This window comes from Paenibacillus sp. FSL R5-192 (genome assembly GCF_000517845.1).
Taxonomy (GTDB): Bacteria; Bacillota; Bacilli; order Paenibacillales; family Paenibacillaceae; genus Paenibacillus; species Paenibacillus amylolyticus.
On the sequence record NZ_ASPR01000014.1, the window covers coordinates 561,394 to 581,063 of the forward strand.

Annotated in this window: 16 protein-coding genes; 10 read left to right on the top strand and 6 right to left on the bottom strand. The window is 47.7% G+C overall.

The annotated features are described in order from the left end of the window. The first annotated feature begins 33 nt into the window (after positions 1-33). From C161_RS10860 to C161_RS10895, 8 genes are all read left to right on the top strand, one after another. On the top strand, positions 34-987 hold the full coding sequence (locus C161_RS10860; protein WP_036670264.1) for an alpha/beta hydrolase: 954 nt from the start codon (positions 34-36) through the stop codon (positions 985-987). 68 nt (positions 988-1,055) lie between these two features. Then, on the top strand, positions 1,056-1,769 hold the full coding sequence (locus tag C161_RS10865) for a class I SAM-dependent methyltransferase (RefSeq protein ID WP_036670268.1): 714 nt from the start codon (positions 1,056-1,058) through the stop codon (positions 1,767-1,769). A 68-nt stretch (positions 1,770-1,837) separates the two neighbouring features. Next, positions 1,838-2,023: a hypothetical protein gene (locus tag C161_RS10870; RefSeq protein WP_036670270.1), complete on the top strand. Its 186-nt coding sequence runs from the start codon at positions 1,838-1,840 to the stop codon at positions 2,021-2,023. 55 nt (positions 2,024-2,078) lie between these two features. Next, positions 2,079-2,516, top strand: coding sequence for a GNAT family N-acetyltransferase (locus C161_RS10875; protein WP_036670273.1), 438 nt, complete (start codon positions 2,079-2,081; stop codon positions 2,514-2,516). A gap of 220 nt (positions 2,517-2,736) precedes the next feature. Beyond that, on the top strand, positions 2,737-3,195 hold the full coding sequence (locus tag C161_RS10880; RefSeq protein ID WP_036609512.1) for a MarR family winged helix-turn-helix transcriptional regulator: 459 nt from the start codon (positions 2,737-2,739) through the stop codon (positions 3,193-3,195). After that, positions 3,192-6,359 carry an MMPL/RND family transporter gene (locus tag C161_RS10885; protein WP_036670274.1) on the top strand — a complete coding sequence of 1,056 codons (3,168 nt, stop codon included), beginning with the start codon at positions 3,192-3,194 and terminating at the stop codon, positions 6,357-6,359. Before C161_RS10880 ends, C161_RS10885 begins: the two co-directional genes overlap by 4 nt. A gap of 203 nt (positions 6,360-6,562) precedes the next feature. Then, positions 6,563-7,189, top strand: a complete 627-nt coding sequence (locus C161_RS10890) for a GDSL-type esterase/lipase family protein (RefSeq protein ID WP_017689264.1) — start codon at positions 6,563-6,565, stop codon at positions 7,187-7,189. Positions 7,190-7,395: 206 nt separating this feature from the next. Next, on the top strand, positions 7,396-8,343 hold the full coding sequence (locus tag C161_RS10895; protein WP_156946105.1) for a phosphotransferase: 948 nt from the start codon (positions 7,396-7,398) through the stop codon (positions 8,341-8,343). 113 nt (positions 8,344-8,456) lie between these two features. On the opposite strand, the gene C161_RS10900 is transcribed toward C161_RS10895, so the two are convergent. The 3 genes from C161_RS10900 to C161_RS10910 all read right to left on the bottom strand — a co-directional run bounded on the left by C161_RS10900 (position 8,457) and on the right by C161_RS10910 (position 12,205). Then, positions 8,457-9,134 carry a tetratricopeptide repeat protein gene (locus C161_RS10900; protein WP_036670276.1) on the bottom strand — a complete coding sequence of 226 codons (678 nt, stop codon included), beginning with the start codon at positions 9,132-9,134 and terminating at the stop codon, positions 8,457-8,459. Between the two features lie 14 nt (positions 9,135-9,148). Further along, on the bottom strand, positions 9,149-11,137 hold the full coding sequence (locus C161_RS10905; protein WP_036670278.1) for a GTP-binding protein: 1,989 nt from the start codon (positions 11,135-11,137) through the stop codon (positions 9,149-9,151). 141 nt (positions 11,138-11,278) lie between these two features. Beyond that, on the bottom strand, positions 11,279-12,205 hold the full coding sequence (locus C161_RS10910; RefSeq protein ID WP_084650127.1) for an AraC family transcriptional regulator: 927 nt from the start codon (positions 12,203-12,205) through the stop codon (positions 11,279-11,281). A gap of 141 nt (positions 12,206-12,346) precedes the next feature. Here C161_RS10910 and C161_RS10915 point away from each other — a divergent pair, with 141 nt between their 5' ends. Together C161_RS10915 and C161_RS10920 are read left to right on the top strand one after the other, a co-directional pair. Beyond that, positions 12,347-13,864, top strand: a complete 1,518-nt coding sequence (locus tag C161_RS10915; RefSeq protein ID WP_036670281.1) for a tagaturonate reductase — start codon at positions 12,347-12,349, stop codon at positions 13,862-13,864. Then, on the top strand, positions 13,861-15,375 hold the full coding sequence (locus C161_RS10920; protein ID WP_200869419.1) for a UxaA family hydrolase: 1,515 nt from the start codon (positions 13,861-13,863) through the stop codon (positions 15,373-15,375). Before C161_RS10915 ends, C161_RS10920 begins: the two co-directional genes overlap by 4 nt. 101 nt (positions 15,376-15,476) lie before the next feature. Here C161_RS10920 and C161_RS10925 read toward each other — a convergent pair whose 3' ends face one another. The 3 genes from C161_RS10925 to C161_RS10935 all read right to left on the bottom strand — a co-directional run bounded on the left by C161_RS10925 (position 15,477) and on the right by C161_RS10935 (position 19,620). Next, positions 15,477-16,163, bottom strand: coding sequence for an AlkZ-related protein (locus C161_RS10925; RefSeq protein ID WP_036670284.1), 687 nt, complete (start codon positions 16,161-16,163; stop codon positions 15,477-15,479). 34 nt (positions 16,164-16,197) lie between these two features. Continuing rightward, the gene (locus C161_RS10930; RefSeq protein WP_036670288.1) at positions 16,198-17,154 is read right to left on the bottom strand and encodes a helix-turn-helix transcriptional regulator; all 957 of its coding nucleotides are present in this window, start codon (positions 17,152-17,154) and stop codon (positions 16,198-16,200) included. Positions 17,155-17,592: 438 nt separating this feature from the next. After that, positions 17,593-19,620, bottom strand: coding sequence for a beta-galactosidase (locus tag C161_RS10935; RefSeq protein ID WP_036670290.1), 2,028 nt, complete (start codon positions 19,618-19,620; stop codon positions 17,593-17,595). Positions 19,621-19,670: the final 50 nt, after the last annotated feature.

A 19,670-nucleotide genomic window follows, 5' to 3' on the forward strand; every position in this document is an offset into this window, starting at 1 on the left:
TATCTTAATGAGGAAAGAGGGTAGGGCTCGTTCATGTTATTCTACGTACTTGCAGCACTGGTACTGATCTTTCTTGCTCTTCTGTGGGCAGGAGGGCTTTATTTTTTCAAAACGGCCATTCGCCGTACACCAAAAACGTTTTTGGTAGATAATCCAAATCTGATGCCTGAACCGGACAATGAAATCATTAGCAGTGCTTCTGACCTGAAGTGGCTGGATGCTCAGCCTACAGAAGAGATATCTCTTCAATCACATGATGGATTAAAACTGTATGGTACATGGCTCGGTTCCAATAAAGGGTCGAATCAGACGGTTATTCTGGCACATGGTTATTCGGGCAGAGGCAGAGAAATGGCTGGATTCGCCCGGTTTTATGCGGAAAAGCATGGTTATAACGTACTCATGCCAGATGATCGAGGTCATGGACAGAGTGAAGGTGATATCATTGGTTTTGGTTGGTTAGATCGGAAGGATTATGTCCAGTGGACCAACTGGGTGCTTGAAAAAGTGGGTACACAAGGGGAAATCATATTGCACGGCATATCCATGGGAGGAGCAACCGTACTGATGACAGGTGGTGAAGTTCTGCCGATTCAGGTTAAAGCGATTGTATCTGATTGTGCGTATACATCCGTGGAAGAAGAACTGACGTTCCAGTTGAAGCAATTATACAAGCTACCTGCATTTCCGTTTATACCTGTCACAAGTCTGATCTCCCGGTGGAAAGCAGGGTATTCCTTTAGAGAGGCTTCTGCTCTCAAGCAGCTTGCCAAAGTTAACGTTCCCGTGTTATTTATCCATGGTGAGGCTGATACGTTTGTACCAACGGAAATGGTGTACAGGTTGTATGAAGCCTGCCCAACCGAAAAGGAATTGCTGACCGTCCCCCGTGCCGGTCATGGCACAGCGTTTCAAGTCGATCGCACCGGATATGAGGCGGCACTGGAATCCTTCATGAAGAAAAATCTGTCGCCTGCTTTTAATTGATTTTTTTGTGACAATCTGGGTATTAAGTAGAAGATGCAAATCATTTACTAAACGATGGGGGTATCTTGATGGGAAACGAACAATTTGAGGCTGCACGAAAAGCAGAGGAAGGTTATCATTCCAATTTCTATCAGAATAATGAATTATTCGCCTCTGGTACCTGGATGTCGAGGCCCATGCCTATGGTGATGGATATGCTGGAACGCCTACTTGCTCACAAGGAGGAATTGCGTGTCCTCGATCTGGGATGCGGAGTGGGGAGGCATACGATACCGATTGCACAGCGCCTTGCAAAAACGAAGAGTGAAGTCATCGGTGTGGATTTACTGGATGAGGCCGTAGACGGACTTCGCAAGTATGCGAAAGAATATCAGGTTGATCATATCGTGCAGGCAGTGAAAGCAGATGTTGAACATTATGCTGTGGAGCCAAACTATTTTGACTATATCGCTGCTTGTTCTTGTCTGGAACATGTCTCAAATAAGCAAGCCTTCATGGAAGCGATAGACCGGTTACAGGCCGGAACTCGTACAGGGGGCATTCATTGTATTACGATGAGTACCAATGTGGAGGAGAAAGAAATCAATACAGGCAAGGAGATTAAACCATTAATTGAACTGAACCTGCCCACAGCCGAGGCGATTGCTATACTGGAGGATGCCTACAAAGGCTGGAATATTCTGCTTCAGGAACATGTTACACAGACGATTGAAGAGGAAAAGTATGATGAACCGACACAATTTCGTTGTGAACTGCTTCGTTTCGCTGTGCAAAAGCAATAAATTCTCTGCCGGGACCTGACAATGGACCCGGCCCTCTTAATGTGTGGTCTGAAGGGAGATCGTTAAGGATGAATACATATGTAATAGGGATGGATGGAGGAGGGAGTCACACGCGTGTGGCTGTCGCAGATCAGAACGGGAAGATTGTATCCTATGTACAAAAGAATGGTTGCAACCGTTATCACGATACCAATGCTGAGCAAAATGTGCTGGAGGGTATCGGAGCTGAATCGGCACACGACTTGAACTTTTAGAGGCTAACGACTACAATACGATAACGGAAACAAGCAAGGTATAGGAGGAATTAAGGTGTTAATTAATCTGAAATCACGCATACAGGAGCCGGAAGTACAGGAGCTGTTGTCCTACTCGGTTTTTCCTGATCCGGATCACTTGAACCGTGCGTTGCAACAATATGTAGAGAAAGACGAATTGCAAATGGGCGGTTACGAAGATGAGGGACAATTGATCGGTCTGATTGGATATGAGAAGACAGGAACAAGTGAGGTTACCATTCATCATATCTCGGTTTTGCCTGAAAACCGCTTTAAAAATTATGGACGTGGTATGATCTCACAACTGTTGGCAACATACAATCCTGATAGACTGATTGCTGAGGCCGAGCTGGAAGCCGTCGAGTTTTATCGGAATACGGGGTTTGTGGTATATAGTCTGGGTGAATTATACCCAGGTGTGGAGCGATTCCGTTGTGTGCTTGAAAAAGAGGAAGATACAGACGAAGAGTAGCACAGAGGCATTTTATTACTTTAAGAAATATATGGATTATCATCAGTACAGGATGTTGGATTTGGCAATGAGCTGAGTCGGACGTCCTGTTTTTTTTATCGTTTTCATCAGAAAAGCAGGAAAAAAGTATTGCTTTGTAAGATTGTTTCATTATAGAATAGTTTCACAGAAGAATAGTTCGTTAAGTGAACTATATAGATTCGGGAAAGGAGAATGAAGAATGAGTACACCGGATGCAAAAAGTTTGGTGAACCGCTATTTGGATGCTTCCTTTATGGTCAATAAGCGGTTTGATACGCGGATACGTGAACAAGTGGGGCAGACCATAACGACCGATCAGTTCTGCGCACTTCGTCTGATTGAAGAGAAACCTTTCTGCACGCCCTCTGATCTTGCAGAGCTTCTGTGTATAGGTAAGAGCAGCATTACCGCTTTGGTCAACAAGCTGGTGGATCGCGATCTGGTCCATCGGGCCGGGGATGAACGTGACCGCCGCGTTGTATATCTGACACTGACGGATACCGGACGACAGGTATACAGGGAAACAGAACAGGAAATACAGCAGATTCTGGAGCCGTATCTGGTTCATTTTAAACCGGAAGAAGTCCGGATTTTCATTGAATCTTTTGAGAAGCTTGCAGCTTTGCTATCGCATGAAGGAGGACGGGAGAACGAATGAGAACGATACTAAAAGCAAGATGGTGGTTAATGGGGCTATGGGTTGTTGTAGCTGCCGTGTTGATGTTTACCGCCCCTAACATGAGTGAACTGATTCGGGAAAAGGGACAGTTTTCGGTTCCGGAAGGGTACTCTTCCACCCAGGCAGCAGCGATTCTGAATGAAGCTGCAGCACAAAAAGGAGAACAACAGGGGAGCCAGATCGCCCTTGTATTCTATAATCCCGATGGGCTGGGCACCACGGGGAAACAAGAGGCAGAGAAGGCCGTTAAGCAATTGGAGGCCGACAAGGAGAAGCTCGGTATTCTGTCCATTCTGGAACCTTTCTCTCAGCCTGAACTGTCCGAGAAGATGATCTCAGCTGACGGAAAAACGATTCTAACATCGCTATCCATTGATCAGGGAGATCGTACGGTCAAGGAAATGCGGGAAGACCTGAATGAAGCATTGAAGTCCGTCAATGTGGAGCACTACATAACCGGTAAAGGTCTGATTGATGAAGACACCATTGAAAGTTCCCAAGAGGGGCTTAAGAAATCGGAATATATTACAGTTGTCTTTATTTTACTCATTCTGTTCCTGGTCTTCCGTTCGTTTGTAGCTCCGTTTGTCCCGCTGCTGACGGTGGGGATCAGTTACATTGTATCGCAACAGATTGTTGCATTCCTGGTGGATGGGATGGACTTCCCGATATCCACATTTACACAGATCTTTATGGTCGCCGTCATGTTTGGGATTGGTACGGATTACTGCATCCTGTTGATCAGTCGGTTCAAGGAAGAACTGGCTCATCATGAGAATACGTGGGATGCCATCATTGCGACCTATCGTACTGCCGGTAAAACGGTACTCTTCTCAGCACTAGCTGTGCTGGTTGGATTCATTGCGATTGGCTTTGCCCAGTTTATGTTGTACCGCTCTGCGGTTGCCGTAGCTGTAGGTATTGCTGTGATGATGCTTGCCTTGGTGACCATTGTGCCATTCTTCATGGCGGTGCTGGGCAAGAAGTTATTCTGGCCGTCGAAGGGTTCACTTGAACATGCCGAGAGCAAAATCTATGGTGCAGCTGGTCGCTTTTCACTTAAACGTCCATGGGCTGCGCTGCTCATCGTTGCAGCTGTCTGTGTGCCTCTTCTGGCAACCTACGATGGCAAACTGTCGTTCAATAGTCTCGATGAGATTGGTGAGAAATATGATTCCGTAAAAGCATTTAACATTATCTCTGACAGCTTTGGTCCGGGTGAATCGTTGCCGGGTCAGATCGTCATCCAGAACGATGAAGCGATGGATAATGCGAAATATATGGCCGTTGCCGAGAAAATTAGCCGGGAAGTAGAGAAAGTAGCTGGAGTCTCTGGTGTCCGTAGTATGACACGACCTACGGGTGATGAGATTAAAGATTTTGAAGTTACACAGCAAGTGGGAACATTATCGGATGGACTGGGTGAAGGCAAGACGGGTCTAGACAAAATCCGTGATGGACTGAGTGAAGCCAGCAGTCAGCTAAGTAAAAATGAACCACAGTTAAAAGAAGCTGCTGATGGAGCAGGTGAACTTACCAAAGGAACCTCCCAGTTGCAATCGGGTATCACGCAACTCAGTGAGGGACTAGGGCAGATTGAAAAAGGTATTCGTGACGGTTCCGCAGGTGCGGGTGATCTGAAAGCCGGACTTCAGCAAGCCAAAACGAGTGCAGATCAGCTTGCGCAGGCGAACAATCAGTTGCTTGAAGCCTATCGTCAGGCGGGAGCAGGGGTCGCTGCACTGGGGGATGGAACCCGAGAACTGGAACAACAGCTGAACGGGGTTTCAACAGCTCTAACCAGTCTGTCCGAATCCTTCACAGCACTTGAAGAGCGTTATCCTGAATTGCAGCAAGATGCTGATTACCAGCGTATCAAAGGTACGATTGGAGAAACAGGTTCTGGCACAGCGCAACTTGCTCAAGGTTTGGGTCAGATTAAGACCAAACTTGGGGAAGCCGCTACTGGAATTAATCAGGCCAATGAAGGGTTTGCCTCCGCAGCAGCCGGACAAAAGGCGCTTGCCGATGGCCTGGGCCAGATTGTAACGGGAATTGGTCAGTTGCAATCCGGTCTCAAACAGGCTGCAGATGGTCAGGGCAAAGTGATTAGTGAAATTCCTTCCATTCAGGATGGACTTGGCCAGCTTCAGGGTGGTCAGGAGAAAATCCAACAAGGCTTCTCGGATCTGAGTGGTCAGCTGACACAACTGACAGATGGACTGAATCAAAGTGTCGATGGTATTAAACAGGTATCCGGTGGACTGGATTCAGCGCAGGACTACCTGACGCAATTGCAAAATTCACCAGATTCCGATCTGGCAGGCTGGTACGTTCCTGATGAAGCACTGAACAGCAAAGACTTCACACAGGTATTTGATACGTATCTGTCTGAAGATCGGAAAACGATGACGATTGATGTTATTTTCGCCGAAAATCCATACGGAACAGAAGCCATTGATCGTGTTCCTGACATTGAGGCGGCAGTACATCGCGCGGTACAAGGCAGTACACTTGAAAAAGCAGATATCGCCATAGGTGGCGTTACCAGCACGTTTGCAGATTTGCAGGGGATCTCGAATAACGACTATACACGTACTGTAATGCTGATGCTGGCAGGCACATTTATTATTCTGGTCGTACTGCTTCGCTCGGTCATTATGCCATTGTATCTGATCGTTTCCTTATTACTGGCTTATTTCACATCGATGGCGTTAACCGAAGTGATCTTTGTTAATATCCTCGGATTCGCAGGCATTAGCTGGGTTACTCCGTTCTTCGGATTTGTTATGCTGATTGCACTTGGTGTGGATTATAGCATCTTCCTGATGGACCGTTTCAATGAGAACAAAGGTATGAAAGTACAGGATGCGATGTTGTACGCGATGAAAAACATGGGCACCGTTATTCTATCTGCCGCAGTCATTCTGAGCGGTACATTTGCTGCGATGTATCCATCCGGTGTTCTCTCGATGATGCAGATTGCCACAGTAGTCCTTAGCGGATTGATCTTGTACTCTCTGCTGTTCCTGCCATTCTTCGTCCCAGTGATGGTGAAGATGTTTGGCCGGGCCAACTGGTGGCCGTTCCCGAACAAGGAACAATCAGATTCCGTTGATTCGGATCGGACCATAGGCATGTAATGCATTGCAATGAATCAGGCTCTGCCGCGTTATGCGGCAGGGCTTTTTTCTTTTTTTACCTCTACAGAAGAAGAAATATGGTTTTATGCAAAAGAAAGGTGCATGCCTAAGGACACCATCCCGCGCCTTGTCTTGCCACTCATCATAAGATATAGAGCAGTTCATTATTGTTCAGAGAAATCACAGCAGAGAGGGGCGACGGGATGGTATATCGATATGTGGCTATAGGAGATTCATTAACGGTAGGTACAGGAGCGTTGCTGGGCACCGGCTTTGTTCCTTTATATCGGCGAATGGCAGAAATGAATGTTCGTACGTTTGTATCCATGGAAAATATGGGCGTGAATGGACTGACGTCGGGGGAAATGTTGCAGATGATCTCTTCGCATCCCCGAGTGCGGCAATCGCTCCGTGAAGCGGATATCATTACCATATCCATTGGCGGGAATGATCTGATTCGTACGTTTAAAGCAAGTAATGGCATTCCAAATGCCAGCAAAATGACACAGGTGCTCGGAGAAACCCGCAGTAATGTATCCCAGATCATGCGGCACATTCGGCAGTTAAAGGGCAACCATGAGTATATGGTCCGATCCATCGGATTGTACAACCCGTATCCACAAGCGACGGAAGCTGCGTACTGGGTGCGCCAATATAATTCGTTTTTGAATGGAGCGGGATCAGGCAACTATGCGTGTGCTCAGGTGTATGACAGGTTTGAAGGTCGTGAACGTGAACTGTTGTTCTGGGACAGAGTGCATCCCAATGCAAGAGGGTATCGTGTCATTGCGGAGCAGCTTAATCGGACGGGATATTATCCGTTCTCTTGATCACTTTGGAACAGAACTAGACCAAGCGATGGACTTCCTTTAAGATAAATAAAAGACAGTTCCATTTTGTGAGATAAAGGGGTTAATTTTTGGTGCAAAACATCGATTCCGGTTCCCTCCATCCTTCAGAGCAGCAACGTATATCCGAAGTGTTGGCCTTATATGCTTTTACATCGGATTGGAAAGGCGAGAGGGGAAAGGGTGGGATGAATAATTCTACTTACATGCTCCATGTAGACGGGACTAATTACGTCATGAGACAATATGAAACACATAATGATCCGATGAAAATCACCTTTGAACACGAGGTGCTGGAAGCCCTCCAACGTTCGAACTTTAAGCTTGATACACCTTCACTTGTAAGGCGGTTATCTGGTGAGAGAGGTACGTTCCTTCCTGTAAAAGATACCCTGAAAGGTCATACCAAAATTGTGACTCTGTTTCATTATAGGGAAGGCGTCAATCCCATCTGGCATACACCAGATCAATTGATGGGGCTCGGTAAAGCGGCGGGGGCCCTGTCTTCTGTTATGGCTACCCTGGATATACCACTTGAACCTGTGTATCCACCATACTATCGAATTCAGGATGCGTATCCGCTCTGTTCACCAGAACGATTATTACAGCTATGCACATCGCCGCCCGAGCAATTGGCCTCATGTGCGAATGAGTTGAAGCAACTGAGAGAGGCACTGCCAGATCTGTTTGAAGCCCTGCGGGGAATGGAACATCTGCCGCATCAATTGGTTCATGGGGACGTGAATGCCTCGAATGTATTGGTAGATCAGCAGGATGGTGAAATCTGCGCCATTTTGGATTTTGAATTTGCGACATGGGATTTGCGGGTAATGGAGCTGGCTGTTCCGATGTCTGACCTCCTTACCATGGACAAGAGTGAAGATTGGATGTGGCAGGCACAGGAGGGACTGATCAGGGGATTTCGGGAACAGGTCAGCCTGAAACCGGAAGAGTTGCTGGCCATACCTCGATTGATTTTGCTGCGTAGTCTGGATGTGGTCATGCATTTCATCAGTCGGATGTTCGAGGGTACAGATGAGCCGGAAGTGGCTGTGGAGCAGATTGTGAAACTCAAACAGCGGATTGACTGGATGCATCTCCATGAAGAACGACTGCGTGAGATATTGGTGTATTAATATCGTTATTAAGAATAAAGTGCACTGGTTCTGCTCATACGAGGGCAGAGATCAGTGCACTTTTATTGGTTAGAAAAATGATATATGAAGATTACAGTGTATAGCGGATGACATTACAATCCACGTTTGCGGAACCAACTGCGGACAGCCCAGCGGCGCTCCTGACGTTTTTTGTATTTGGGTAACGAACGATAAACGTTCAAAGATTGCTCGTATGCCTGTTTTGCATCAGCATTGCGCCCAAGGGAACGGTGAACCGAGCCGAGCAGATAATAAGCTTCACTGGAAGAGGAATGAATCTCCTGAAACTGATGCACATAATCCAGCGCTTTGTCCTCATGCGTATCTTTGAAAGCTCCAGCAAGGGTTAGGTACGGGCGTCCGTACTTGACTCTGGGGTTAATCTCGAGGGCTTGCAAAATATGACGTTCGCCTTTTTCGATGTTACCCAGATGAAGCTCAGTCGTCCCTAATGCCTCCCAGTACTCAGCCGATTGCTCGTATGGGCGTTCCAGTTCAAGCAATAACGCATGTGCCTCGCTGTAACGCTTGCGCTCAATTAACAGGCGAGCCAGTTCCAGCTTGGAGGAAACTTCATTGGGACTCATGGCAAGCTGTTGCCGAAGCCGGGAGATGTTACGCATACGTTTGAGAGGTTTCGTGAAGCTTGGGAACACCCCAACGTAACGACGATCCAGGAAATACAGTATAACGAGTAAAATGAGGATGGCAATGAACGGATTACCTATAATCCGCCATAGAAGGCCAAAGATAAGAAATTTAATAAGCACAAGGTCAACTCCATTTATGATGTAATCGCGTTTCGTACACTTAAAATATACTTCGATTGATCCAGCGGGTTAACCCCTCTGCGTTTGCGAGTATGAGTCACATCTGCAGGACAATCCTGATATCCGGCAAATGAAGTCGTGAGCATCCCGCGGCCACTTGTCTCGGAACGCAGTTTCAACGGATAATCCATTGAGGTGGCAAGAGGCATAACTCCTTCAATAATACAACGTCCGTTACCAATGACGGGGGCTTCGAAGGTTGCACGCATATATACCAGATCGCTGAGGGCTTTTCCGCCATATTCTTCGGGGACCGTCAGTCTGAACTGAAGGAGGGGTTCTAACAAAGTGGTACCTGTTCTCGCCAATCCATCCATGATTCCCATCGGCGTGGCTACGACAAAATCAAGCGGATGGGTATGCCAGACATGATGTTCCCCTTCCACCAGCGTGATGCGCAGATCGGTTACTTCCCAACCGAGCATGCCTTGAGACAGTGCTTCGGGAATCCGCCGTTCGACTTCATTCTGATAACGTAACAGCAGATCATCTGTCCTTACGGTTGAGGTATAGATCAGACCGCTTCCACGAGGCAAAGGTTCAATTCTGAAGCGTAGGATGGCCCAGCAGGGCTTAGGCATCGTGTAGGCAATGTAACCTTCTCCTGCTGTACGGGGCGTTTCCTTATAGATGACGGAAGGCGGGTCGAATACGACATCCAGTCCGAAACGACTCATTAACAAGCTGGATAAAATCTCAAGCTGAATAGTTCCCATAACCTTGAGATGCAGCTCTCGTTCCTCCGGCAACCATTGCAGATCAAGCAAGGGGTCTTCGTCCGTCAACTCCTGCAATGCAGCCACAAGATCGGGGTAACGTGCCGGGTCCTTGCCATGTACTTGTACGGTCAGCAAAGGCACAGCCATTTGCGGCAGGGGAGGTACACCCTCAGGATTGCCGATAATGTCACCCACATGGGTGTCACTCAGTCCGTACATCGTAGCGATCTGCCCCGCGTGAACGGCACCGGTATCTGCCCATTTCCGTCCATCCATGCGGCGAATCTGCGTTATTTTCTCCTCAAGCTCCCGCGTCGAATTATAGATGGTATCCCGGTTGTGGAGACTACCACCATACATGCGGACGTAGGCCGTGCGTCCCATCGTGCGGTCACGTTCAATCTTGAACACAACACCCGATACGGGAGAATCCACTGGCTGTTCAGGTGGAGGCAGAAATGCAAGGACTGCGTCCAGCAATGCCGTGACGCCAATTCCTTTGCCGGAAGCACCGTAACACACAGGGAACACCTCACCTTGATGCACATACCGCAGGAATGCTTCATTCAGATCCCTTTGCGATAACGGAGTCTCCTGAATGTAGCCTTCCATGACCTCTTCGTCCAGCTCGGCAAGTATCTCGACCAGACCTGGAATGGAAGGTGTGCCATCTGATAGAGAATCTTGATTCGGGTTCCAGAGGGAGTCGATTCCATGAAATGAATCTTCATGGAGCTGATACGCTTGGATTTCGCATGCGAAAGGGGACAGCGTGGAACGAATCTGCTCCATTACCGCTGGGGCAGACGCGCCAATCCGATCCATTTTATTAATATAAATGATGGTTGGGATGCGAAGTGAACGAAGGGCATGCCAGATGGTTTCACTCTGGGACTGAATGCCTTCAACTGCCGACAAAATGAGAATAGCGCCATCCATTACCCGTAGCGTTCGCTCTACTTCGGAGCTAAAATCAATGTGACCAGGCGTATCAATGAGGTCAATGATGGTGTTCTTCCAGATCAGAGAGGTCATGGCTGCCTGAACGGATATGCCACGTTCTTTCTCAATGTCCAGGGAGTCTGTGGCTGTTGTTCCGTCATCTACACGTCCCGGACTGCGGACGACACCACTCTCAAATAACATATGCTCGGTGGTAGTTGTTTTCCCCGCATCCACATGGGCGAAGATGCCAATATTCCTGCGATTCAATTCGTTTAACATGGAATGCTAAGCTCCTCTGACAACGGAATGCAATGTTTCCGACAAGTAATAATCCAGATTATCATACCACATCTTCCATATGGAAGAATATGTGGATATATATGATTAGACCCAGGAACCTACGTCCAGTCTGGTTCTATTTTAATGAGAACAGTTCATGGTTCTGCGGTAAGCTGCGGGCGTTGTACCGGTTAATTTTTTGAATTGACGGTAAAAGTGGGGCAGGCTGTCGAACCCGCAAGCATCGGCAACGGCTGCCATCGTCTCATCACCTTGCACCAGATGCTCTTTCGCCATAATGACCCTTCGCGCTAATGCGTAATCCGTTAGAGTCATACCTGTGTATCGTTTGAAGGCACGACTGAAATGGGCAGGGGATACAGAGGCGTACTGCGCCAGTTCAGGGAGGGACAGGCCATTCCGAAGGTTATCGTCAATATGAGAGATCGTAGAAGAGAGCCAGGAGGGACCCGGAGCGGATCTACCCGGATTTGCAGGTCCCGCAGCTTCCAGACGTTCCAGAAAAATGAGTAACAGTTGCAGCCTTAACAGGGCCGCATGTGCGCTTAGATGATGACCGAGCTGGAATTCGGTCTGAATATCATCAATGAGGGCGGCCACCTGTGATTGCTCCTCTGTGTTCAGATGCCTCTTATACACACGTTGTTTACGACAACGTTCAAGCAGGCTTAGCAAAGAAGAAGCAGCACCTCCGGCGGTCGATGCCAGCAAGCCCGGGCTGAAGAACAATGCGGAAGATGTGACAGGATTGCCTGCATCCGGCAAGGCTCGGTGAACCGTGCTGCCCGGTATAATGAACAGATCTCCTTCTTGCATATTCTCAAGTCCCGTATCAATAAAGATGCTTCCCTGACCCCGATATACATAAATAATTTCATGCCAGTCGTGAAGGTGATCTGGCAATTCGTTCTGAGGGGATTTGGTATCGCTGTACACCAGGCGGAACGGAATACCGGATTCTGCTTGAATAGTCGTACGAACAGGTGAACGTTCCATAAAAACTCCTTTCCAGACGATCGTCTTCAACGAGATGTTATACCTGGTCATGAGAGAGTATATTTACCGCAATATAAGCAATTTAATTTCCTTTTATTGATGATACAATGAATTTAAAGCGTTTACAATAAAAGGGTGCAGAGCCTTCGAGCTGCATTCCGACAGTACAAATAATCGATGAGGTGAGTGTCCATGTCGGCAAGCACGAAACGGCCAAGGTTGAAGCTGAATTTACTGGGGAGCGATGGTCAGCGCAAGTGCAAGGAGATTATGGAGCGTCCCGTGAAGGTTTTGCAGATTGGAGAAGGTAATTTCTTGCGGGGATTTGCAGACTGGATGCTTCATGAGAGTGCCAGACAAGGCAAATTCCATGGAAGTGTAGCTGTTACCCAACCACGACCGGGAGGCAAAGCCAAGCTGGAGCAGATTCGCGATCAGGATGGATTATATACGATGATTACGCGAGGGCTGTCTCAAGGGAAGCCGGTTGAGCGGACAGAGTTGATCTCCATTTTCTCACAGTGTATCAATCCGTATGAGGAATGGGATGCCTTTCTGAACTTGGCGGAACTGCCTTCACTTGAGTTCGTTATTTCCAATACAACCGAATCAGGATTGAAATATACGTATACGGACTATATCGAGGGTGAACCGGTCCAATCATTTCCGGGGAAATTAACAGTTTTCCTGCATCAGCGATATTTGAAATTTGATGGTGATCCATCCAGAGGTTTGATTCATCTGCCATGCGAGCTGCTTGAAGGCAATGGTGACGTGCTTCGCAGTTGTGTTCTCCGTCATAGTGAGGATTATGGGTATTCGGAAGGCTTCCGTTCATGGATCGAGAACCATAATCACTTTCTGAACAATCTGGTAGACCGAATTGTCACAGGTGCGCCGACCCAGGAGGAAGCCGATTCCCTGACGAATCGCTGGGGGTATGAGGACCAGTTGATTAATACGGCAGAGCCATATCATTTCTGGGCCATTCAGGGTGATGAATCATTGGACAAAAAACTTCCTCTCAAGCAGGCAGGTCTCAATGTACACTGGGTAAAAGATCTGAAGCCTTTTCAAGTACGCAAAGTTCGTATTTTGAATGGGGCGCATACTTTAATGTCATCCCTCGGCATTCTGCAAGGTAAGCAGCATGTGAGAGAAACAATGGAAGATCCACATTTTGGCTCATGGATCAGGGAAGCTGTGCATCAGGAGATTGTGCCTGCTCTGGATATGCCCGATCATCAGCTGGACCAGTATGCAGAAGAAGTGTTCGAACGGTTCCTTAACCCATATATTGATCACAAATTGCAAGATATTGCTTTGAATACGATCGGAAAATTCAAGGTGCGTGTGCTGCCTACACTTTTGTCTTACGAGCAAAATCAGGGAAGTTGGCCAGAACGTTTAATTCAAGGATTTGCTGGATTATTGTGTCTCTATCGTCCGGTAAATACGGCAGAAGGTTACAAAGCACAACGACTGAATGGGGAAGATATTCTGCTGCGGGATGACCCGGATGTCCTGGCTGCTTTGGCTGCACACTGGGAAGGTTATGACACGCTTAACAGGAATCAGAACCAACTGGATGACCGGGTAGCGGCTGTGTTGTCGGATACCTTGATCTGGGGCGAAAATCTGGATGCAAGAGAAGGGCTGCGTGCAGCACTTGTTCGTGAAATCGGATTGTTGGAAGGTGAAGGGAAATGAACACAACAAGTACAATCAATGACTGGATTGCCATTCAACCACAGGATGATGTCATTATAGCGCTTCGGGATTATGCCAAAGGAGAATGCATTACCCTGCCAGACGGTGTTTCTTTTACCTTGCTGGATGACGTGCCGAAGGGGCATAAGATTGCTGTGCATACGCTGGCACCAGGTGATGATGTAATGAAGTATGGTTTCTCCATCGGGATTGCACAAGAGCAGATCGAGCAGGGAAGCTGGATTCATAGTCACAACCTGAAGACGGGTCTGCACGGATTGCTTGAATATGAGTACCAACCGGGAGCCCAGGTTCAGACAGACATGCCTCCGGAACATCTGCGCTCATTCGATGGATATTTACGCCCCAATGGTGAAGCAGGTATTCGTAATGAGATCTGGATTGTGAATACGGTTGGATGTATCAATAAAGTGTGTGAAGCATTGGCACGTATGGGTCAGTCCCAGTTTGGAAGCCGGGTAGATGGTGTATTTCACTTTCCGCATCCATTCGGGTGTTCACAGCTTGGTGATGATCTAAAGTACACACAACAGTTGCTGGCCTCCTTGGTGGAGCATCCGAATGCAGGAGGTGTGCTCGTCATCGGTCTGGGCTGTGAGAACAATCAGGTCGATGAATTCCGTGAGTGTATTGCTCCGGAATACCGAGGCAAAGTACGGTTTCTCAAAGCACAGGAAACGGATGACGAGCTTGAGGAAGGGCTTCGACTGATGGAAGAACTTGTGGAGATCGTTGAACATGAACAACGGCAGCCGCTTCCACTCAGTAAACTCAAAATGGGTTTGAAGTGTGGCGGTTCTGATGGTTTATCTGGCATTACAGCGAATCCGCTGGTCGGTGCAGTTGCTGATATGCTGGTTGCTGCCGGGGGTACGGCTATTCTGACGGAAGTTCCGGAGATGTTTGGTGCGGAGACGATCTTAATGAACCGGGCTGCTAATGAGCAGGTGTTTCACGATTTGGTGGACCTCGTGAACGGCTTCAAGCAATATTTTGTGAACCATGGCCAGAACATCTATGAGAATCCTTCACCTGGGAATAAGGCTGGTGGCATCACAACGCTAGAGGAAAAGTCACTTGGATGTACGCAAAAGGGAGGACGTTCTTCCGTAGTCGACGTTCTACGCTATGGCAAACGTGTAACTCAGACCGGTCTGAACATTGTAGAAGCACCGGGTAATGACCTGGTGTCTGTAACGGCACTGTCTGCGGCCGGTGCACATATTGTGCTCTTCACAACAGGGCGGGGGACTCCCTTCGGAGGTCCGGTACCTACCGTCAAGATTGCGACCCAATCCGATCTGGCGAATCGCAAAAAACACTGGATTGACTTCAACGCAGGCCAGTTGTTGGAGGGGCAGACGATGGATGAGGTGAAAGTGCAGCTGTTCAGCCAGCTGATTGACATTGCTTCAGGACGGTCACACACACTCAGTGAGCAGCATGGATTCCGGGAGATTGCCATATTCAAGGATGGCGTAATTCTCTAAATCCATTGTCGATGGGGGCTGTTGATCGTCTGGGTTACATTATATGGTGAACCACAGCCAATTCCGGTTGAGATTTGCACTACAACCGGGATTGGTTTTATTTAGATTCCACGGATGCCAAGCGCTTTGGAGATGCTTGATAATGCTGCAGGTGAAGCATGTTGTTGTAGTTGCACAATCAATAGTTCACGTGCCTCTTCTATACTGCCTTCATATGGCTTAATGCCGTGACGTTCCATCCAGTGACCAGCAGTCTCGTATGCGGAGCTGTTCCAGGCGACTTTGCCTTCTGCGAGCCCTTCTTTTTCTTTGGTGCCACTGATCACAATGGCTGCACAGCCCTGAAGGTCCAGAAGTCCACGGTCAAATGTTTTTTTGTCCTCTTTTGCCCCGAAACCGGCTTGTGATCGCAAGGCACGTCCATCGATGCCTTCTTGTTCTGCAACTAACGCATGGAGTTTGAACGCTTCACGGGAGAGCAGACCCGCTTCATACTGTTCCTTGATGGTTCTGGAGTCGGCAAGCAGTCGGTGTACCCAAGGGAAATATTCAGATGAGACAAGAAGCGCTTTCTTTTTGACAAATTTTCCATATGCAGCAATGCCCTCTTCAGCCAGGCGTGAACGCCATAACCAAGGATCGAATTCATCATCCTTGTGCCAATGTTCTTTGGGGGTTAGCGATGACAGAGAAGGATAATCGGCAAATAGTGGTGCCAGAGGCAGCAGCCCTATAGACTGGATACGCTGTACTGCTTCTTCGTACGTTATAACGGCTTCATATGTCATGATATCAGTAGGCTCCTTTTTGTGTGTAGTCAAGCTACGACTTGGTTGAAGCAAGGTATCTCCGGCTCACTTCCTCGGCATGCTGACGAATCTCACTGCGAAGTTGGAGAGGTTCAATCACTTCGGCTTCACGTCCTAATCGGTAAAAGAATCGTACGGCCCAGTCCCATTCCCCTGGTGGACAAAGGAATGATAATTCCCAGAGATCCGGGGCAATTTCAATCATCTTTTCACCAATATGCTCGTCCTGTTCAGCTTCAATCATTCCCCTATAGCTCAGTTGTGCCTTAACCAGGGTTGGCGGCTGTTCTGGAGGGATCGGCTTACTCTGTTGTTGCTCCGCCTGTTCGTTAAGCACCAATGCATCCTGTGGTTCGATCTCTTTGACTTCGATAATTCGGTCAACCCGGAACAGACGTTGTTCAACATGTTCGAGGGAATATGCTTCACAGTACCAGAAGCCAGAGGAAGCATATACCCGTGTGGGACAGATATGCAACCAACGCTGACGTGATGCGGAGCGATACAGCACACTAAGCCACCCGTGTTCGGGTATACATGCTAGCAGTGCGTCCAGATGAGGAAGAATGTAATTGCGGTCTGGAATATGATGATGCAGTTGTTTGAGCATGGGATCAATTCGCGACATAATATCATCCGGAATGATAGCCTTAACTTTGTTCATCAGGGTCCAGCGTTTCTCATGAAAGGGTGTGTCGGCGTAGCGACTTAGACCTTCAAGAGCGAATAAGAGCGTCGCTGCTTCTACCGGGTCCAGCTGTAATGGGGGTAATACGTAACCCTCCATAAGACTGAAACCGCCTCCCGGACCGGAAATGGCAATAATGGGCACATTCATCTCGGAGAGGGACTGAATATCCCGGAGAATGGTGCGACGGGAAACTTCAAATTTCTCGCCTAATGAGTGTGCCGTTTCGTGACCATGCTGTAATGCCATTACAATGGCAGCAAGCCGATTTGTTCTGTTCATGTCAGCCACTCCGTTTCGATCTGCGCCGCCGGAAAGTGATGTCGTAGTTATATTTCTATTGTAACAACGAATAAGTGACATCATGAGTGTCACCAATTTTTCAACTGTTCATTATTTTATAATGGATCAGCATCAGGATTCACAAGCATGTTCCGGCAGGCTTTGTTAAAATGTGTTTCTCGTCCAATTCGCTTTGCATACTGATATTTCCTTCTATCAAAAAGACCACAGATCATGCCCAAAACCCGTATCCGGTGTAGACAGATACGGGAAGTAGCAGCTTTTGGCTTACAGAAGACGATAAAGGTCTGAAATCTATACCAATATCCTCGCTGAAGACAATAACAAGTATAAAAGGAATGAATATGTGACACTTTGTATCGCGGGTATTTCTATCACATTATATTATTCCGAATGATTCCAATTAAGCGAAATCGCTTATTTCATTTCGAGCAATTGCACTCCACGGGCTTCAATCTCAACACTTCCCGAAAGCTCACGATTGGTGAGCAGATCATGTGCCTTAGTTGTTCCCAGATCATAGGATTGTGTGGTTGCGTTATGGTTCATGACAAACAGGTAGGGTCTGCCGTCTTTGGTTCGTGCGCTTACTTCAACACCTTCTGGTGTCTCAAGCAAGGATTCTACGTTCTTGGCTGCTGCAAGCTGTCCCAGCAAACCATCCAGGAAGCGCTCATCCGGGTCGGATGCAACGTACCAGGCTTCACCTTGACCAAAGGTATTACGTGTCACAACAGGCATGCCTTTATAAAAGTCGTCTCCATACTCCGCGATGATTTCGGCTCCTTCACTGTGCAGCAGGTCACACAGCATGCCGCAGCCATACTCTCCTTGAAGATCACCGTAGGTTTCTTTGAGGACAATGCGGTTCTTTTGCTCAGGTAGCAGGGCATCAATCTCTTCCACCCAGATTCCGAGCAGTTTACGAAGTTCTCCCGGATATCCACCTGTGGTCACGAGATCGTTCTCGTTGACAATGCCGCTGAAGAAGGTCGTCAGGAATGTTCCACCTGCTTCAACATACTTCTCCAGTTTGGCGGCAAACCCTGGTTTAAGCATGTAAAGAACAGGGGCAAGGACAATATCGTATTTGCTCATATCCGTATCCACACTGATGATATCTACTTGTATGTTGCGGCGGAAGAAGGCTGCGTAGTATTTATGGATCTGATCCACATAGTTCAGGGCAACCGTAGGTCCGCTTGATTTTTCGATGGCCCACCAGTTATCCCAGTCGAACACAATGGCTACTTTGGATTCAACAGATGCATCCAGCGTGGTATCTCCAAGGATCTGCAATTCCTTGCCCAGCTCAGCGACTTCGCGGAATACACGTGTATTCTCATGCCCAGCATGCTCAATAACTGCACCATGATACTTCTCACAGGCACCAATGGAGCGACGAAGCTGGAAGAACATAATGGTATCGGCTCCGTGCGCAACAGATTGATAACTCCACAGACGCATGACACCTGGACGTTTCAGTGAGTTATATGGCTGCCAGTTCTGCTGACTTGGTGTTTGCTCCATCAGCATGAACGGTTGACCATCTTTCAGTCCGCGCATAAGGTCATGAGCCATTGCCGTGAAGCTGACAGGAGTGGCGAGACCAGGATAACTGTCCCAGGAGACGATATCCAAATATTTTGCCCATTTGAAATAGTCCAATTGTTTGAAGAATCCCATCAGATTGGTAGTAACGACGGAGTCCGGAATATGTTTTTTGATTGCATCGTATTCCAACAGATAACAATCCAGCATGCTGTCGGAGTTAAAGCGAGAGTAGTCCAGCGAGATTCCCTGGAACGTTGAATTGTTGTTACCCCAATGTTCGCTCAGGTTACTCGGTAATACAATCTCGTCCCAATCGTAGAAGGTATGCCCCCAGAAATTCGTATTCCATGCTTTGTTGACCTGTTCCAGAGTCTGATAGCGTTCTTTCAGATACACGCGGAACGCTTTTTCACAGTTGTCACAGTAGCACTCACCGCCATATTCGTTGGAGATGTGCCATACGAGAACCGCGGGGTGATCCTTGTATTGTTCGGCCAGTTTATCCGCAATCTTCTCAGCGTATTTGCGATAGGTCGGGCTGTTGGGACAGGAATTATGGCGCCCACCGAATTTGCGTTTGCGTCCATCGGCATCTACACGAAGCACGTCTGGATATTTCTTTGCCATCCAGGCCGGATGGGCAGCAGTGCTTGTTGCAAGGCATATATAGACACCGTTTTCATGTAAACGATTAATTAGTTGGTCGAGTTCTTCAAAACGGTAAGTAACTTCATCAGGCTGAATCAGTGCCCATGAAAATACGTTGATTGTGGCAATATCAATGCCTGCCAATTGGAACATGCGCAGGTCTTCAAGGTGGGTTTCGTGATCCCACTGTTCCGGGTTATAATCGCCCCCGTAGAACATTTTGGGCAGTTTGTTACTAATCAATGTGTTCACCTCTTGTATAAGAATAATCCTATACTATATGATACATATGA

What these genes read in the sequence shown, in the direction of transcription:
- C161_RS10860 (WP_036670264.1), top strand. Translation starts at nt 34, where the DNA reads ATGTTATTCTACGTACTTGCAGCACTGGTACTGATCTTTCTTGCTCTT.
- C161_RS10865 (WP_036670268.1), top strand. Translation starts at nt 1,056, where the DNA reads ATGGGAAACGAACAATTTGAGGCTGCACGAAAAGCAGAGGAAGGTTAT.
- C161_RS10870 (WP_036670270.1), top strand. Translation starts at nt 1,838, where the DNA reads ATGAATACATATGTAATAGGGATGGATGGAGGAGGGAGTCACACGCGT.
- C161_RS10880 (WP_036609512.1), top strand. Translation starts at nt 2,737, where the DNA reads ATGAGTACACCGGATGCAAAAAGTTTGGTGAACCGCTATTTGGATGCT.
- C161_RS10885 (WP_036670274.1), top strand. Translation starts at nt 3,192, where the DNA reads ATGAGAACGATACTAAAAGCAAGATGGTGGTTAATGGGGCTATGGGTT.
- C161_RS10890 (WP_017689264.1), top strand. Translation starts at nt 6,563, where the DNA reads ATGGTATATCGATATGTGGCTATAGGAGATTCATTAACGGTAGGTACA.
- C161_RS10895 (WP_156946105.1), top strand. Translation starts at nt 7,396, where the DNA reads ATGAATAATTCTACTTACATGCTCCATGTAGACGGGACTAATTACGTC.
- C161_RS10905 (WP_036670278.1), bottom strand. Translation starts at nt 11,137, where the DNA reads ATGTTAAACGAATTGAATCGCAGGAATATTGGCATCTTCGCCCATGTG.
- C161_RS10910 (WP_084650127.1), bottom strand. Translation starts at nt 12,205, where the DNA reads ATGACCAGGTATAACATCTCGTTGAAGACGATCGTCTGGAAAGGAGTT.
- C161_RS10915 (WP_036670281.1), top strand. Translation starts at nt 12,347, where the DNA reads ATGTCGGCAAGCACGAAACGGCCAAGGTTGAAGCTGAATTTACTGGGG.
- C161_RS10920 (WP_200869419.1), top strand. Translation starts at nt 13,861, where the DNA reads ATGAACACAACAAGTACAATCAATGACTGGATTGCCATTCAACCACAG.
- C161_RS10925 (WP_036670284.1), bottom strand. Translation starts at nt 16,163, where the DNA reads ATGACATATGAAGCCGTTATAACGTACGAAGAAGCAGTACAGCGTATC.
- C161_RS10930 (WP_036670288.1), bottom strand. Translation starts at nt 17,154, where the DNA reads ATGAACAGAACAAATCGGCTTGCTGCCATTGTAATGGCATTACAGCAT.